The organism is Pseudomonas palmensis, assembly GCF_017848315.1.
In the GTDB taxonomy this organism is placed as follows: Bacteria; Pseudomonadota; Gammaproteobacteria; order Pseudomonadales; family Pseudomonadaceae; genus Aquipseudomonas; species Aquipseudomonas palmensis.
This window is the reverse complement of sequence record NZ_JAFKEC010000014.1, coordinates 1-11,931: the sequence shown is the minus strand read 5'-3', so window position 1 is coordinate 11,931 and position 11,931 is coordinate 1. Positions and strand designations below refer to the sequence as shown.

Sequence of the window (11,931 nt, the reverse complement as noted above, 5' to 3'; positions counted from 1 at the left end):
GCCAGCAGTTTGGCGCCAGCTTATCAGACGCCTGTAGGTGTATCGGCATATTTACTCGAACGCTTAGCCTTTTCGCACGTGCGCGCAAGGTCTAAGCTGACAGCCTTTTTTCAAAGCAAGGGAATCCGGGTGATGAAGGCGCGTATCCAGTGGGCAGGCGAAGCCATGTTTCTTGGCGAATCGGGCAGTGGCCATGTAGTGGTCATGGATGGTCCACCCGAGAGTGGTGGGCGCAACCTGGGCGTGCGGCCGATGGAGATGCTCCTGCTGGGCCTGGGTGGCTGCAGCAATTTCGACGTGGTGAGCATTCTGAAGAAATCGCGCCAGGCGGTAGAGAGCTGCGAGGCGTTTCTCGAGGCCGAGCGGGCCGACGAGGACCCCAAGGTGTTCACAAAGATTCATCTGCGCTTTGTGGTCAAGGGCCGCGGCCTGAAGGAGGCCCAGGTCAAGCGCGCGGTGGAGTTGTCGGCCGAGAAGTACTGCTCGGCATCGATCATGCTGGGGCGCGCCGGGGTCGAGATCACCCACGCCTACGAGATTGTCGAGCTGGGTTGATCGTTGCGTGGCCATTCGCCGGTAACGCCGGCTCCTACAGGCGGATGCCGCGTCCCTTATAGGAGCCAGCCTTGCTGGCGAAGCGCTCCAGCGCAAACAGCAGCATCAGCCCCGGTACCAGCGCCAGCAACCACCAGTGCAGGTTCAGCACCAGCAGCCCGAGCACTTCGCTTGTGCTCCAGGTATTGCCGAACGCGGTGGAGAACAGCTCGCACAGCAGCCAGGCACTGACGGCCGCAATGCCAGCAAACACGCCGCCCAATACGCGGCGCCGGCGGATGATACTGCCCAGCAACACGAACAGCAGCATTCCGGGTACACAGAACAGCGCCAGATCCAGCGCGCTGTTGTCGGAATCGCCGAGATAGGGCAGCGACATGCTGAAGGGCGTTTCGCGCAGGCTTGCGGTCATCGCCAAGATGAACAGGTAGCCCACCAGCACCAACCCCATGCTTTGCAGCGCTCGAATCAGCAGCAGGCGCACCCTCATCGACGAAGCCCCGGCAACAGGTCGAGCAGGCCGTTCGGCAGCAGTGCGCGAAGGTTTGTACTCAGGCGTTCGCGATGCTTCTGGTAGAGCAGGCCAAGGCCGATGACCCCCAGGCCGATCATGCTCAGCACTACCGGGAACAGCAGCGAGTCGGCGAATACGTCATACGACAGGTAGCCAAGGTAGGCCGAAACGCCCATGGCCCCGAACACCATGAACAATGGCCGGCGCAGCAGCACGGCGACCGCCATCAGCCCCAGGTTGATCAGGCAGTACAGCGCCTTGCCGACCTCGCTGTCACTGTCCATCGAGGTCAGCCCGCCCCAGAAGGCCAGCAGCCCGGCCAGATAACCCCAGAACACATAGTCCTCGCGGGTTCGGCCATCGATGCCGAGGAACACCAGCAACAGGCCGAGGCCGAACCAAAGCGAAACCTTCTGGCGTTGCGCCCAGTTGAACGGCTCGCCGTAGATCCACTCGGTCAGGTCCATCGACATGAACCACAGCGCCACGGCGATGGGCATCACGATGAACGGGAAGGGGATCAGGCGCAGCATCAGCAGGCCGGCGATCACGGTGGCCGCTTCCATCAGCAGCCAGCCGCCCTGCACGTAGGTGTAGTAGCTGTGGTAGTGAGTCTGGGTATCGTCCAGGGGCCAGAAGCCGGTAAGGCGCTCGAGGGCGAACACCGCCAGCGGTACGATGCTGACCGCCACCGCTGCCAGCAGACCGGCAGGAATACGCTGGCCGCGGCGCTGAAGTGCCAGGCCACCGCCAGTCAACACGGCCATGTAGGCCAACGCGATCAGCAACAGTGCGCTGTCGCCGATGCGCATCCAGGCCTCGCTCAGCAGCCAGCCCATGGCCCCCATGATCAGCAGGGCGCCGAAGTAGAACGCGACATGGGCCAGCTGGAAACTGGGCCGTTGTGCGGGCTGGCGCTTGAGGAATTCAAGCAGGGCCTTGTCCTGGCCCGGGTTCAGTACGCCGGCATCGACGGCGCGGGCCAGGTCCCTGGCATCGAAGTGTTCCATCAGATTCGATAGGTGCTCTTGGTCATGACCTTGGCCATCAGACTCATGCCGAACTTGACCGGTGCGGGGAAGCGAAAGCCGCCGGCATCCAGTGCCGACTCGGCGTGCTGCTCTTCATCAACGCGCATCTGTTCGAGGATTGCGCGGGACTTTTCGTCCTCGGCCGGGATCTGTTCCAGGTGCTCGTCCAGGTGCTTGCACACCTGGTGCTCGGTGGCCGCGACGAAACCGAGGCTGACCTTGTCGCTGATCAGGCCGGCGACAGCGCCGATGCCGAACGACATGCCATAGAACAGCGGGTTGAGAACGCTCGGGTGGCTGCCCAGTTGGCGGATGCGTTGCTCGCACCAGGCCAGGTGGTCGATTTCTTCCTCGGCGGCATGTTCCATCGCCTTGCGTACCTGCGGCAGCTTGGCAGTCAGGGCCTGGCCCTGGTACAGCGCCTGGGCACAGACTTCACCGGTGTGGTTGATGCGCATCAGGCCGGCGACGTGGCGGGTCTGGTCGTCGCTCAGGTCGGCGTCTGGCTGGATGATCGCAGGCGACGGGCGGGACGGTTGGCCGCTGAAGGGGAGCAAGGTGCGCATGGCGGTATCGGCCTGCAGCAACAAGCGGTCGAGCGGCGAATAGTGACGTTCGGTAGCCATCGGGCACCTCCGCAAGAATGTGCCCGACAGTCTAACCCAATCCAGATGACAGGGCTTGCGTTGGATCAGCCCGGCGGCCAGGTCATCTGGCGCTGGCCGAGCACGTGCATGTGGATGTGGTAGACGGTCTGTCCACCCTGCTCGTTGCAGTTCATCACCACGCGGAAACCTTCCTCGCAACCCAGTTCCTTGGCCAGTCGCTGGGCGGTGAACAGGATATGACCGGCCAGACCTTTGTCTTCTTCGGTGAGGTCGTTGAGGGTGCGGATCGGCTTTTTCGGGATGACCAGAAAGTGCACCGGCGCCTGGGGGGCGATATCGTGGAAGGCCAGAACCTGGTCGTCCTCGTAGATGATCCTGGCCGGAATCTCCCGGTTGATGATCTTGGTGAACAGAGTTTCCACAACGCTTGCTCCATGGTGGGGTTCGGGCTTGAGTGTACTCAGGCGCCGCTTGCTCGCCCAGTGCCGATTCGCTTCAGCGTGGGCAGTAGGCCCGGTTGATTGCACCGGCCAGCTTGCGCGCAAGCCAGCGCGACAGCCAACGCGGGCTGGCGGCCAGCCAGCGGTTGCGCCGACCGGGGATGATCAGTGCGCGGTTCTTTTCCAGTGCGCGCACGGTGTACAGGGCCACTTCCTCGGGGCTCATGCAGCGGTTGCCGTTGTCCAGCCGGGGGATGCGCCGCAGCGGCGATCGAACCGGGCCGGGGCATAACACCGAAACCTTGATGCCGGTCTGCTTGAGTTCCTCGCGCAGGCCTTCGGAAAAATGCAGCACATAAGCCTTGCTCGCCGCATAGGTGGTCATCCAGGGGCCGGGAGCGAAGGCGGCCAGCGACGCGACATTGAGGATCTGCCCGCCACCCTGCACCGCCATCGCGTTGCCCAGCGCATGGCACAGGCGGGTGAGGGCGAGGATGTTGACCTCGATGATGTCCTGCTCGTCGCCCCATTCCTGGGCCAGGAAGTGCCCGTAGGTGCGGATGCCGGCGCAGTTGACCAGCAGGTCGATCTGTCTGTCGCCTTCCTCGAGCTCCAGCAGAAAGCCGGACAGGCGCAATGGCTCGCCCAGGTCGCAGGCGCGCAGTAGCACTTCCACGCCGAAGCGCTGGGTCAGTTCCAGGGCGATGCTTTCCAGCAGGTCGCGCTGCCGGGCCACCAGTATCAGGTTGCGCCCCCGGCGCGCGAGGGCCTCGGCCAATGCCAGGCCCAGGCCACTGGAGGCGCCGGTGATCATGGCGTAACGGGTCATGCAGTTCTCCAATCGGCAGGGGGCGGTGCGGCTGGCGCCTAGTTTACAGACTGGAGCGGGTAAAGGCTGCGGTCAGCCGTTGAGGGCAGTCATGTAGATACCCCACGCCATGAACGGTATCCACAGCGAGGCCACCACGATAACCGCCTTGGTGTTGGGGGGCGGTGGCGGCCCGTAACGATTGCTGGCGGGGTTGCCGGGAATCAACAGCAGGGCCAGGAAAACCAGGTTGCCGATGTAGTAGGGGATCAGGGTCAACAGGCTGTACCAGCCATTGAAGCCCAGGTCGTTCATGCGCCGGGCGATGAACACCAGGCTGAAGATCTTGGCGGCCAGCAACATCGGCACGATGGCGGCGGCCAGGTCTTTGGAGAGCGAGGACATCAGTGCAACCAGCAGCACTGTCCCGAACACTGCGCCAATCAGCACCAGGCTCCAGGCCAGTAGCCGCACCCTGCCAATGCGGCCGCGCACGCTCATGACCCTGAGCTTTTCGTTGTTCAGTTGAAGGGGGTTGATGTAGGTGTCGCGCATCGGGCTTCCTTTGCCGTTGAGAGTGGTTCAGCCAGGCCGGTGCTGGCCCAGCTGGATCGCCGCGGCCTGGGCCTGGCGGTATTCGTGGTCGAGTCGAGCGATCAGTTGATCAACCGTGCCCAGGCTGTCGATGGCGCCGACGCCCTGGCCGGCGGACCATACGGTCTTCCAGGCCTTGGCCTCGTCATCCAGTGGCTTGAGCCGGCTTTCGCCCGACTTGCCCAGAGCGTTGAGGTCGAACCCGGCGTTTTCCAGGCTCTGGCGCATGAAGCTGGCCGGCACCCCGGACACTGCGGCGGTGTGGATGATATCGGCTGCCTTGGCATCCAGCAGCATTTGTTTGTAGGCGTCAGGCGCCTGGCTTTCGGTACTGCCAATGAAGTGGGTGCCCATGTACGCGAGATCCGCGCCCAGCAGTTGCGCGGCCAGAACTTCGTGACCGCTGTTCAGGCAGCCTGCCAGCAGCAGCGTCTTGTCGAAGAACTGGCGAATTTCGGCAATCAGGGCAAAAGGACTCCACGTACCGGCGTGACCACCGGCTCCCGCCGCCACGGCGATCAGGCCGTCTACGCCGGCCTCGGCGGCTTTCTCGGCATGGCGCCGGGTGGTCACGTCATGGAACACCAGGCCGCCATAGCCGTGGACGGCATCGACCACTTCCTTTACCGCACCCAGGCTGGTGATGACGATGGGCACGCGGTGCTCGATGCAGATCGCAAGATCGGCCTGCAGGCGCGGGTTGCTGGGGTGCACGATGAGGTTCACCGCATAGGGCGCGGGGTTGTCGAGCCCGGCCAGGCCCGCCTCTATCTGCTCCAGCCAGGCCCTGAAGCCGGCACTGTCACGCTGGTTGAGCGCCGGGAAGCTGCCCACCACGCCATTGCTGCAGCAGGCCAGGACCAGCTGTGGATTGGAAATCAGGAACATCGGCGCTACCACTACGGGCAGGCGCAGGTGTTGTTCAAGCAGGGCGGGCAATGACATGGCGGGCTCTCGGAGTGGAGGATCAGAACGGTTTGACCACGACCAGGATGACGATGAGCAACAGGATGACCACAGGCACTTCATTGAACCAGCGGAAGTACACATGGCTGCGGGTGTTTTCGCCGCGCGCGAAGCGCTTCACGTTGGCGCCGCACATGTGATGGTAGCCGGTCAGCAGAATGATCAGGGTCAGCTTGGCGTGCATCCAGCCCTGTTTGAGGAAGTCGGGGTTGAGGCTGAGCAGCCAGATGCCGAACACGAAAGTCGCGATCATTGCCGGGCCCATGATGCCGCGGTACAGCTTGCGCTCCATGGTGACGAAGCGTTCCTGGCTGATGGTGTCCTGGCTCTGGGCGTGATAGACGAACAGGCGAGGGAGGTAGAACAGGCCGGCAAACCAGCAGACGACACTGACGATGTGCAGGGCTTTGATCCAGAGAAACAGCATTTTTAGGTAGTCCTTCAGGTTCACGGTCGTCAGATAGTAGTGGCTTGTGTGTGCAGGCGTCACCCGAACGGTTGTTACCAAGGCTGTGGGCCCATATTATCCGTGGTTTTCCAGTCGGTTCGTTGAAAGGGGCAGGTATATGGTCAAGGTCGGTATCGTCGGCGGCACGGGTTACACCGGTGTCGAGCTGCTGCGTCTGTTGGCACAGCATCCACAGGCTGAAGTGGCAGTCATCACCTCGCGTTCCGAAGCGGGCCTGCCGGTGGCCGAGATGTACCCGAACCTGCGTGGCCACTACGACAACCTGGCTTTCAGCGTGCCGGACACCAAGACCCTGGCGGCCTGTGACGTGGTGTTCTTCGCCACGCCGCACGGCGTGGCCCATGCACTGGCCGGCGAGTTGCTGGCAGCCGGCACCAAGGTCATCGACCTGTCGGCCGACTTCCGACTGCAGGACGCCGATGAGTGGGCGCAGTGGTACGGCCAGCCCCACGGCGCGCCAGAGCTGCTCAAGGATGCGGTGTATGGCCTGCCGGAGGTGAACCGCGAGCAGATCCGCAGCGCCCGCCTGATCGCCGTGCCGGGTTGCTACCCCACCGCGACCCAGCTGGGGTTCCTGCCGTTGCTGGAAGCGGGCATTGCTGATGCCTCGCGCCTGATTGCCGACTGCAAGTCTGGGGTCAGTGGTGCGGGCCGCGGTGCCAGCGTTGGCTCGCTGTTCTGTGAAGCCGGTGAAAGCATGAAGGCCTACGCGGTGAAAGGCCACCGTCATCTGCCCGAGATCCGTCAGGGCCTGCGCCGGGCAGCCGGTGGTGATGTCGGCCTGACGTTCGTGCCTCACCTGACGCCGATGATCCGCGGTATTCATTCGACCTTGTATGCCACCGTCGCCGACACCTCGGTCGACCTGCAGGCGCTGTTCGAAAAACGCTACGCCAATGAGCCGTTCGTCGACGTGATGCCAGCCGGCAGCCACCCGGAAACCCGCAGCGTGCGCGGGGCCAACGTATGCCGCATTGCCGTGCATCGCCCGCAAGGGGGTGATCTGGTGGTGGTGTTGTCGGTAATCGACAACCTCGTGAAGGGGGCCTCGGGCCAGGCGGTACAGAACCTGAACATTCTGTTCGGTCTGGACGAGCGTATGGGCCTGTCCCACGCCGGGCTGCTGCCTTAAGGCGCAACCGGCAGACTGCAAGCGGGCATAGGGCGGCATTTGCCGCTTGTCGCTTGCGGCCTGCCGCTGCTTCTATTGTTGACCGATTTTCTCGGAGAAGCGGATAATGCGCGTCATCACGCATTAAGGCGGCAACAGCGCCGGGAGAAAGTCAGCATGAGCGTCGAATCCTTCACCCCCACGATTTTGCAATTCACGCAGGGTGCCGCGCACAAGGTGAAGACCCTGGTCGATGAAGAGGGCAATGATCGCCTCAAATTGCGCGTGTTCGTGACCGGTGGCGGTTGCTCGGGCTTCCAGTACGGCTTCACCTTCGACGAAGATGTGGCTGAAGACGACACCATCGTCGAGCGCGAGGGTGTTGCCCTGGTGGTCGACCCGATGAGCTTCCAGTACCTGGCGGGCGCGGAAGTGGACTACCAGGAAGGTCTGGAAGGTTCGCGTTTCGTCATCAAGAACCCGAACGCCACCACCACCTGCGGTTGCGGCTCTTCGTTCTCGATCTGAGTTACAGGCAGTACTGCTGACGCCGCGCCTCTGCGCGGCGTTTTGCTGTGTGCGTTCAGGCGGGGTAGATCGCGCCCAGAACGCGCAGGCCCTTGGCGCCAGTGACACTGGGGCGGTTGGCGGCGATGCCCTCCAGGCAGCAGTGTGCCAGCCAGGCGAAGGCCATGGCTTCCACCCAGTCTGGATCGACGCCGTTGATGGCAGTGCTGCTGACCCGGGCGTTGGGCAGCAGGCAGGCCAGACGCTTCATCAGTGTGCCGTTGTGGGCGCCGCCGCCACAGACCAGCAGCGCCTGGGTGGCTGTCTGCGCCGCCTGCAGCGAGCTGACGATGCTGTGGGCGGTAAGTTCGAGCAGGGTGGCCTGCACGTCGGCATCGCTGCCGGGGGGCTGGCCGGCCAGGTGCTTGCGCAGCCATGTCAGGTTGAACACCTCGCGGCCGGTACTCTTGGGACCGGTGCCGGCAAAGAACGGATCGCTGAGCAGGCTGGCGAGCAGCCCGGGGATGACGTGGCCTGTGGCCGCCCAGGCGCCGTCGGCATCATAGCCGTGACCTTGTTTCTCGTTGATCCAGGCATCCAGCAGTACGTTGCCCGGGCCACAGTCGAAGCCGCTGACCGGCTTGCCGGTCTCGATCAGGCTCAGGTTGCTGAAGCCGCCGACGTTGAGTACTGCCAGGCGCTCGCCCTGATTGTCGAACAGCGCTTCGTGAAAGGCCGGCACCAAGGGGGCCCCCTGGCCGCCGGCAGCCACGTCGCGGCGGCGAAAATCGCTGACCACTGTAATCCCGGTCAGCTCTGCCAGCAGCGCCGGGTTTCCGATCTGCACGGTGAAGCCCTGGGCAGGCTCGTGGCGAATGGTCTGTCCGTGGCTGCCAATAGCGCGGATATCTGCAGGCTGCAGGTGCTGTTCGGCCAGCAATTGCTGAATGCCCTCGGCGGCCAGTCTCACCCAGGCAGCCTCGGCCAGGGCGGCGCGGGCAATTTCGTCGGGGCCGCTGGCGCACAGCGCGAGCAAGTCGTCGCGCAGCGCCTGGGGCATCGGAATGTAATGGGTGGCGAGCAGCGTGAGACGCTGCTCCTGTCTGATCAAGGCGATGTCCAGGCCATCGAGGCTGGTGCCGGACATCACTCCCAGATACAGAGCCATGGCTTAGCGCTTGGCCGAGGCCAGCATGGTGGCCTTCTCTTGTTCCATGCGCGCCATCAGCGGCTGGCTTTGCTGCAGGAAGCGCTGGCGTTCAGCTTTGGCGATCGGATCGGCCATTGGCAGCTTCTGTCCGAGCGGGTCGACGTGCACGCCATTGACCTGGAACTCGTAGTGCAGGTGCGGCCCGGTGGACAGCCCCGTGGTGCCGATGTAGCCGATCACCTGGCCCTGCTTGACCGTGCCGCCGGTCTTGATGCCCTTGGCAAAGCCCTGCATGTGCCCGTACAGGGTCTGGTAGGTATTGCCGTGCTTGATGATCACGGTGTTGCCGTAGCCTCCACGACGACCGGCCAGCAGTACCTTGCCGTCACCGGCGGCCTTGATCGGCGTGCCGCGCGGCGCTGCATAGTCGACGCCCTTGTGGGCGCGGATCTTGTTCAGGATAGGGTGCTTGCGACCTGCCGAGAAGCGCGAGCTGATGCGGGCGAAGTCCACCGGGGTACGAATGAACGCCTTGCGCATGCTATTGCCGTCGGCGGTGTAGTAGCTGGTGTTGCCCTGCTTGTTGGTATAGCGCACCGCAGTGAAGCTCTTGCCGCGGTTGGTGAAGCGTGCCGACAGGATGTTGCCGTTGCCGACCACCTTGCCATTGACCACTTTCTGTTCGTAGATCACGTCGAATTCGTCACCCTGGCGGATGTCCTGGGCGAAGTCGATGTCGTAGCCGAAGATGCGGGCCATGTCCATGGTCAGCGAATGGTTCAGGCCGGCACGCTGCGCGGAAGCCGACAGCGAACTCTTGATGACGCCGTGCACGTAGGCCGAGCGAACCACTGGCTTGGTGATTTCACGGTTGAAGGCATAGCCCTTGTCGCCCTTGGTCAGGCGGATGGTCTCGAGATCGCTGACCTTGCTGTGCAGGCTGGCCAGTTGGCCGTCCTTGTCCAGTTCGATTTCCAGTACCTGGCCATGCTTGAGCTGGCTGAATTGCTTGGCCTGCTTGTTGCTGGCAAGCACCTCGTGCACCACATTGGCCGGCAGGCCGACCTTGGCGAACAGTGTCGACAGGGTGTCGCCACGGGCCACGGTGACTTCGCGGTGGCTTGGATCCTTGGCGGGTTCGGCAGTTGGGGTGGGTTCGGTCTTGGCGGTTTCTTCGGTGGGCGCGGGGGCAGTGTCAATCTGGGCGAACGGCGAGGCGGTGGTTTCTTCGCGGACGTCGGCCTGGGTGGTTTCCTGTTGCTTCAGCTGCTCGGCAGGGGATTCCAGCTCGAGGTTAAGGGTGGTTTTCTTGGCTTCGACCTCGCTGGAGGGGAACACCAGCAAGGCCAGGCTGAGCAGGGCGGCGATACCGCTGGCGGCCAACAGGTGGCTCTTCGGATAAAGCGGAGGCGCTTTAGTCGGTTCGTTGGTCATAGGTAGATTGACTTTGAAAAAGATGGATTGGAAAAGATGAATGACATGATGAAGATGAAATAACTGTATAAAATATAACCAAATCCCCTTCAGCGCAAGCGCGCAGACGTCATCAGTCGGGTGTGCGGTCACATCCGGGGCAAAAACTTGTATTTGATGGCTGATCTTGTATGGTTGGGGCCCTTTGAATCTGAGCCTTGCGGGTCTGTTATGAAGTCGGTTGAAGAGCAGCTAGCGCTGATCAAGCGTGGTGCGGAAGAGGTACTGGTCGAGGCCGAACTGGTCGAGAAGCTCAAGCGCGGGCAACCGCTGCGGATCAAGGCGGGTTTCGACCCGACTGCGCCGGATCTGCACCTGGGGCACACCGTCCTTATTAACAAGCTGCGCCAGTTCCAGGAACTGGGGCATCAGGTGATCTTCCTGATCGGCGACTTCACCGGCATGATCGGTGACCCGAGCGGCAAGAGCGCCACACGCCCGCCGCTGACCCGCGAGCAGGTGCTGGAGAACGCCGAGACCTACAAGCAGCAGGTGTTCAAGATTCTTGACCCGGCCAAGACCGAGGTTGCGTTCAACTCTACCTGGATGGACGCGCTGACCCCGGCCGACTTCATTCGCCTGGCTTCACAGTACACCGTGGCGCGCATGCTCGAGCGCGACGACTTCGACAAGCGCTATACCAGCAACCAGCCGATCGCGATTCACGAGTTCCTCTACCCGCTTGTGCAGGGCTATGACTCGGTGGCGCTGAAGGCCGATGTCGAGCTGGGCGGTACCGACCAGAAGTTCAACCTGCTGATGGGGCGCGAGCTGCAGCGTGGCTACGGCCAGGAGGCGCAGAACATCGTCACCATGCCATTGCTCGAAGGGCTGGATGGCGTGAAGAAGATGTCCAAGTCGCTGGGTAACTATGTAGGTATCCAGGAAGCACCAGGGGTGATGTACAGCAAGCTGGTGTCGATCCCTGATACGTTGATGTGGCGTTACTTCGAGCTGCTGAGCTTTCGCTCCATGGAAGAGATTGATGGGTTCCGTGCTGAAGTGGCTGCTGGTGCCAACCCGCGGGATATCAAGATCAAGCTGGCTGAAGAGATCGTGGCCCGCTTCCATGGTGAGGAAGCTGCGGCCAATGCCCACCGCGCAGCGGGTAATCGCATGAAGGATGGCGAGCTGCCGGAGGACCTGCCGCAGATCGACGTGCTGGCTGCCGAGGCCATGCCGATTTCTGCTGTGCTGAACAAGGCGGGCCTGGTCAAGAACTCGGCGGCAGCCCGTGATCTGCTGGCGGCAGGAAGCGTGAAGGTCGATGGTGAGGTCGTTGATCGTGGCTTCGTCTTCGAGCTGGGCTCCACCCATGTGTGTCAGGCGGGCAAGAAGGCGTTTGCACGTATCAGTCTGAAGGCTGAATAAAGAGAGGGCGGCGTAAGCCGCCCTTTCTATATAGAGAAGGGCTGGTTTGCTTTGTTTTGCGAAAGTTTCAAATTAGCCCTTGACGCACGATTTAATCTCTCTATAATTCGCCCCACTTCCGGCGCAGTCGGAACGAAAAACTCCTTGAATATCAATGAGTTGGACGTTTCAGGTCAGGCTGGAGGTGCTTCGATCGAAAGATCGGCAGCGGTGAAAAAGGTGGTTGACAGCAGGTTGTAACGCTGTAGAATTCGCCTCCCGCTACGAGAGATCGAAGCGAGTCAAGTGTTTGAAGTGAAACGAAAAACTTCAAAATAAACGCTTGACAGACTCT

The 11,931-nt window shown here is 62.4% G+C and carries 14 protein-coding genes; 4 read left to right on the top strand and 10 right to left on the bottom strand.

What is annotated here, in order from left to right; all coding sequences use genetic code 11:
• The first annotated feature begins 132 nt into the window (after positions 1 to 132).
• Positions 133 to 555, top strand: a complete 423-nt coding sequence (locus JZZ72_RS10435; protein WP_043859826.1) for an OsmC family protein — start codon at positions 133 to 135, stop codon at positions 553 to 555.
• Between the two features lie 34 nt (positions 556 to 589).
• Here the strand turns inward: JZZ72_RS10435 and JZZ72_RS10430 are convergent, their stop codons facing one another.
• From JZZ72_RS10430 to hemJ, 8 genes are all read right to left on the bottom strand, one after another.
• Positions 590 to 1,045: a hypothetical protein gene (locus JZZ72_RS10430; RefSeq protein WP_210014432.1), complete on the bottom strand. Its 456-nt coding sequence runs from the start codon at positions 1,043 to 1,045 to the stop codon at positions 590 to 592.
• Complete coding sequence (locus tag JZZ72_RS10425; protein WP_210014452.1) at positions 1,042 to 2,082, bottom strand: DUF2157 domain-containing protein; 1,041 nt, start codon at positions 2,080 to 2,082, stop codon at positions 1,042 to 1,044. Before JZZ72_RS10425 ends, JZZ72_RS10430 begins: the two co-directional genes overlap by 4 nt.
• A complete protein-coding gene (coq7, locus tag JZZ72_RS10420; RefSeq protein WP_054915949.1) occupies positions 2,079 to 2,726 on the bottom strand; it encodes a 2-polyprenyl-3-methyl-6-methoxy-1,4-benzoquinone monooxygenase in 648 nt (215 codons plus the stop codon). The genes JZZ72_RS10425 and coq7 overlap by 4 nt, the downstream gene beginning before the upstream one ends.
• A 65-nt stretch (positions 2,727 to 2,791) precedes the next feature.
• Complete coding sequence (locus tag JZZ72_RS10415) at positions 2,792 to 3,130, bottom strand: histidine triad nucleotide-binding protein (protein WP_058541844.1); 339 nt, start codon at positions 3,128 to 3,130, stop codon at positions 2,792 to 2,794.
• A 73-nt stretch (positions 3,131 to 3,203) separates the two neighbouring features.
• Positions 3,204 to 3,977, bottom strand: coding sequence for an SDR family NAD(P)-dependent oxidoreductase (locus tag JZZ72_RS10410; RefSeq protein WP_043859830.1), 774 nt, complete (start codon positions 3,975 to 3,977; stop codon positions 3,204 to 3,206).
• Positions 3,978 to 4,049: 72 nt separating this feature from the next.
• The gene (locus JZZ72_RS10405) at positions 4,050 to 4,511 is read right to left on the bottom strand and encodes a DUF805 domain-containing protein (RefSeq protein ID WP_052504188.1); all 462 of its coding nucleotides are present in this window, start codon (positions 4,509 to 4,511) and stop codon (positions 4,050 to 4,052) included.
• Positions 4,512 to 4,538: 27 nt separating this feature from the next.
• Entirely contained in the window at positions 4,539 to 5,495 is a 957-nt protein-coding gene (locus JZZ72_RS10400) for an NAD(P)H-dependent flavin oxidoreductase (protein WP_210014431.1), read from the bottom strand.
• 22 nt (positions 5,496 to 5,517) lie between these two features.
• The gene (hemJ, locus tag JZZ72_RS10395) at positions 5,518 to 5,943 is read right to left on the bottom strand and encodes a protoporphyrinogen oxidase HemJ (RefSeq protein ID WP_043859832.1); all 426 of its coding nucleotides are present in this window, start codon (positions 5,941 to 5,943) and stop codon (positions 5,518 to 5,520) included.
• A gap of 139 nt (positions 5,944 to 6,082) precedes the next feature.
• Here hemJ and argC point away from each other — a divergent pair, with 139 nt between their 5' ends.
• Entirely contained in the window at positions 6,083 to 7,117 is a 1,035-nt protein-coding gene (gene argC / locus JZZ72_RS10390) for an N-acetyl-gamma-glutamyl-phosphate reductase (RefSeq protein WP_043859833.1), read from the top strand.
• Positions 7,118 to 7,273: 156 nt separating this feature from the next.
• Complete coding sequence (gene erpA / locus JZZ72_RS10385) at positions 7,274 to 7,624, top strand: iron-sulfur cluster insertion protein ErpA (RefSeq protein WP_043859834.1); 351 nt, start codon at positions 7,274 to 7,276, stop codon at positions 7,622 to 7,624.
• Positions 7,625 to 7,679: 55 nt separating this feature from the next.
• Here erpA and JZZ72_RS10380 read toward each other — a convergent pair whose 3' ends face one another.
• Together JZZ72_RS10380 and JZZ72_RS10375 are read right to left on the bottom strand one after the other, a co-directional pair.
• Positions 7,680 to 8,771, bottom strand: a complete 1,092-nt coding sequence (locus tag JZZ72_RS10380) for an anhydro-N-acetylmuramic acid kinase (protein ID WP_043859835.1) — start codon at positions 8,769 to 8,771, stop codon at positions 7,680 to 7,682.
• A gap of 3 nt (positions 8,772 to 8,774) precedes the next feature.
• On the bottom strand, positions 8,775 to 10,187 hold the full coding sequence (locus JZZ72_RS10375) for a peptidoglycan DD-metalloendopeptidase family protein (protein ID WP_043859836.1): 1,413 nt from the start codon (positions 10,185 to 10,187) through the stop codon (positions 8,775 to 8,777).
• A 210-nt stretch (positions 10,188 to 10,397) separates the two neighbouring features.
• Here JZZ72_RS10375 and tyrS point away from each other — a divergent pair, with 210 nt between their 5' ends.
• Positions 10,398 to 11,597, top strand: coding sequence for a tyrosine--tRNA ligase (tyrS, locus tag JZZ72_RS10370; protein ID WP_054915947.1), 1,200 nt, complete (start codon positions 10,398 to 10,400; stop codon positions 11,595 to 11,597).
• Positions 11,598 to 11,931 lie beyond the last annotated feature (334 nt).

What these genes read in the sequence shown, in the direction of transcription:
- JZZ72_RS10435 (WP_043859826.1), top strand. Translation starts at nt 133, where the DNA reads ATGAAGGCGCGTATCCAGTGGGCAGGCGAAGCCATGTTTCTTGGCGAA.
- JZZ72_RS10430 (WP_210014432.1), bottom strand. Translation starts at nt 1,045, where the DNA reads ATGAGGGTGCGCCTGCTGCTGATTCGAGCGCTGCAAAGCATGGGGTTG.
- coq7 (WP_054915949.1), bottom strand. Translation starts at nt 2,726, where the DNA reads ATGGCTACCGAACGTCACTATTCGCCGCTCGACCGCTTGTTGCTGCAG.
- JZZ72_RS10410 (WP_043859830.1), bottom strand. Translation starts at nt 3,977, where the DNA reads ATGACCCGTTACGCCATGATCACCGGCGCCTCCAGTGGCCTGGGCCTG.
- JZZ72_RS10405 (WP_052504188.1), bottom strand. Translation starts at nt 4,511, where the DNA reads ATGCGCGACACCTACATCAACCCCCTTCAACTGAACAACGAAAAGCTC.
- JZZ72_RS10400 (WP_210014431.1), bottom strand. Translation starts at nt 5,495, where the DNA reads ATGTCATTGCCCGCCCTGCTTGAACAACACCTGCGCCTGCCCGTAGTG.
- hemJ (WP_043859832.1), bottom strand. Translation starts at nt 5,943, where the DNA reads ATGCTGTTTCTCTGGATCAAAGCCCTGCACATCGTCAGTGTCGTCTGC.
- argC (WP_043859833.1), top strand. Translation starts at nt 6,083, where the DNA reads ATGGTCAAGGTCGGTATCGTCGGCGGCACGGGTTACACCGGTGTCGAG.
- erpA (WP_043859834.1), top strand. Translation starts at nt 7,274, where the DNA reads ATGAGCGTCGAATCCTTCACCCCCACGATTTTGCAATTCACGCAGGGT.
- JZZ72_RS10380 (WP_043859835.1), bottom strand. Translation starts at nt 8,771, where the DNA reads ATGGCTCTGTATCTGGGAGTGATGTCCGGCACCAGCCTCGATGGCCTG.
- JZZ72_RS10375 (WP_043859836.1), bottom strand. Translation starts at nt 10,187, where the DNA reads ATGACCAACGAACCGACTAAAGCGCCTCCGCTTTATCCGAAGAGCCAC.
- tyrS (WP_054915947.1), top strand. Translation starts at nt 10,398, where the DNA reads ATGAAGTCGGTTGAAGAGCAGCTAGCGCTGATCAAGCGTGGTGCGGAA.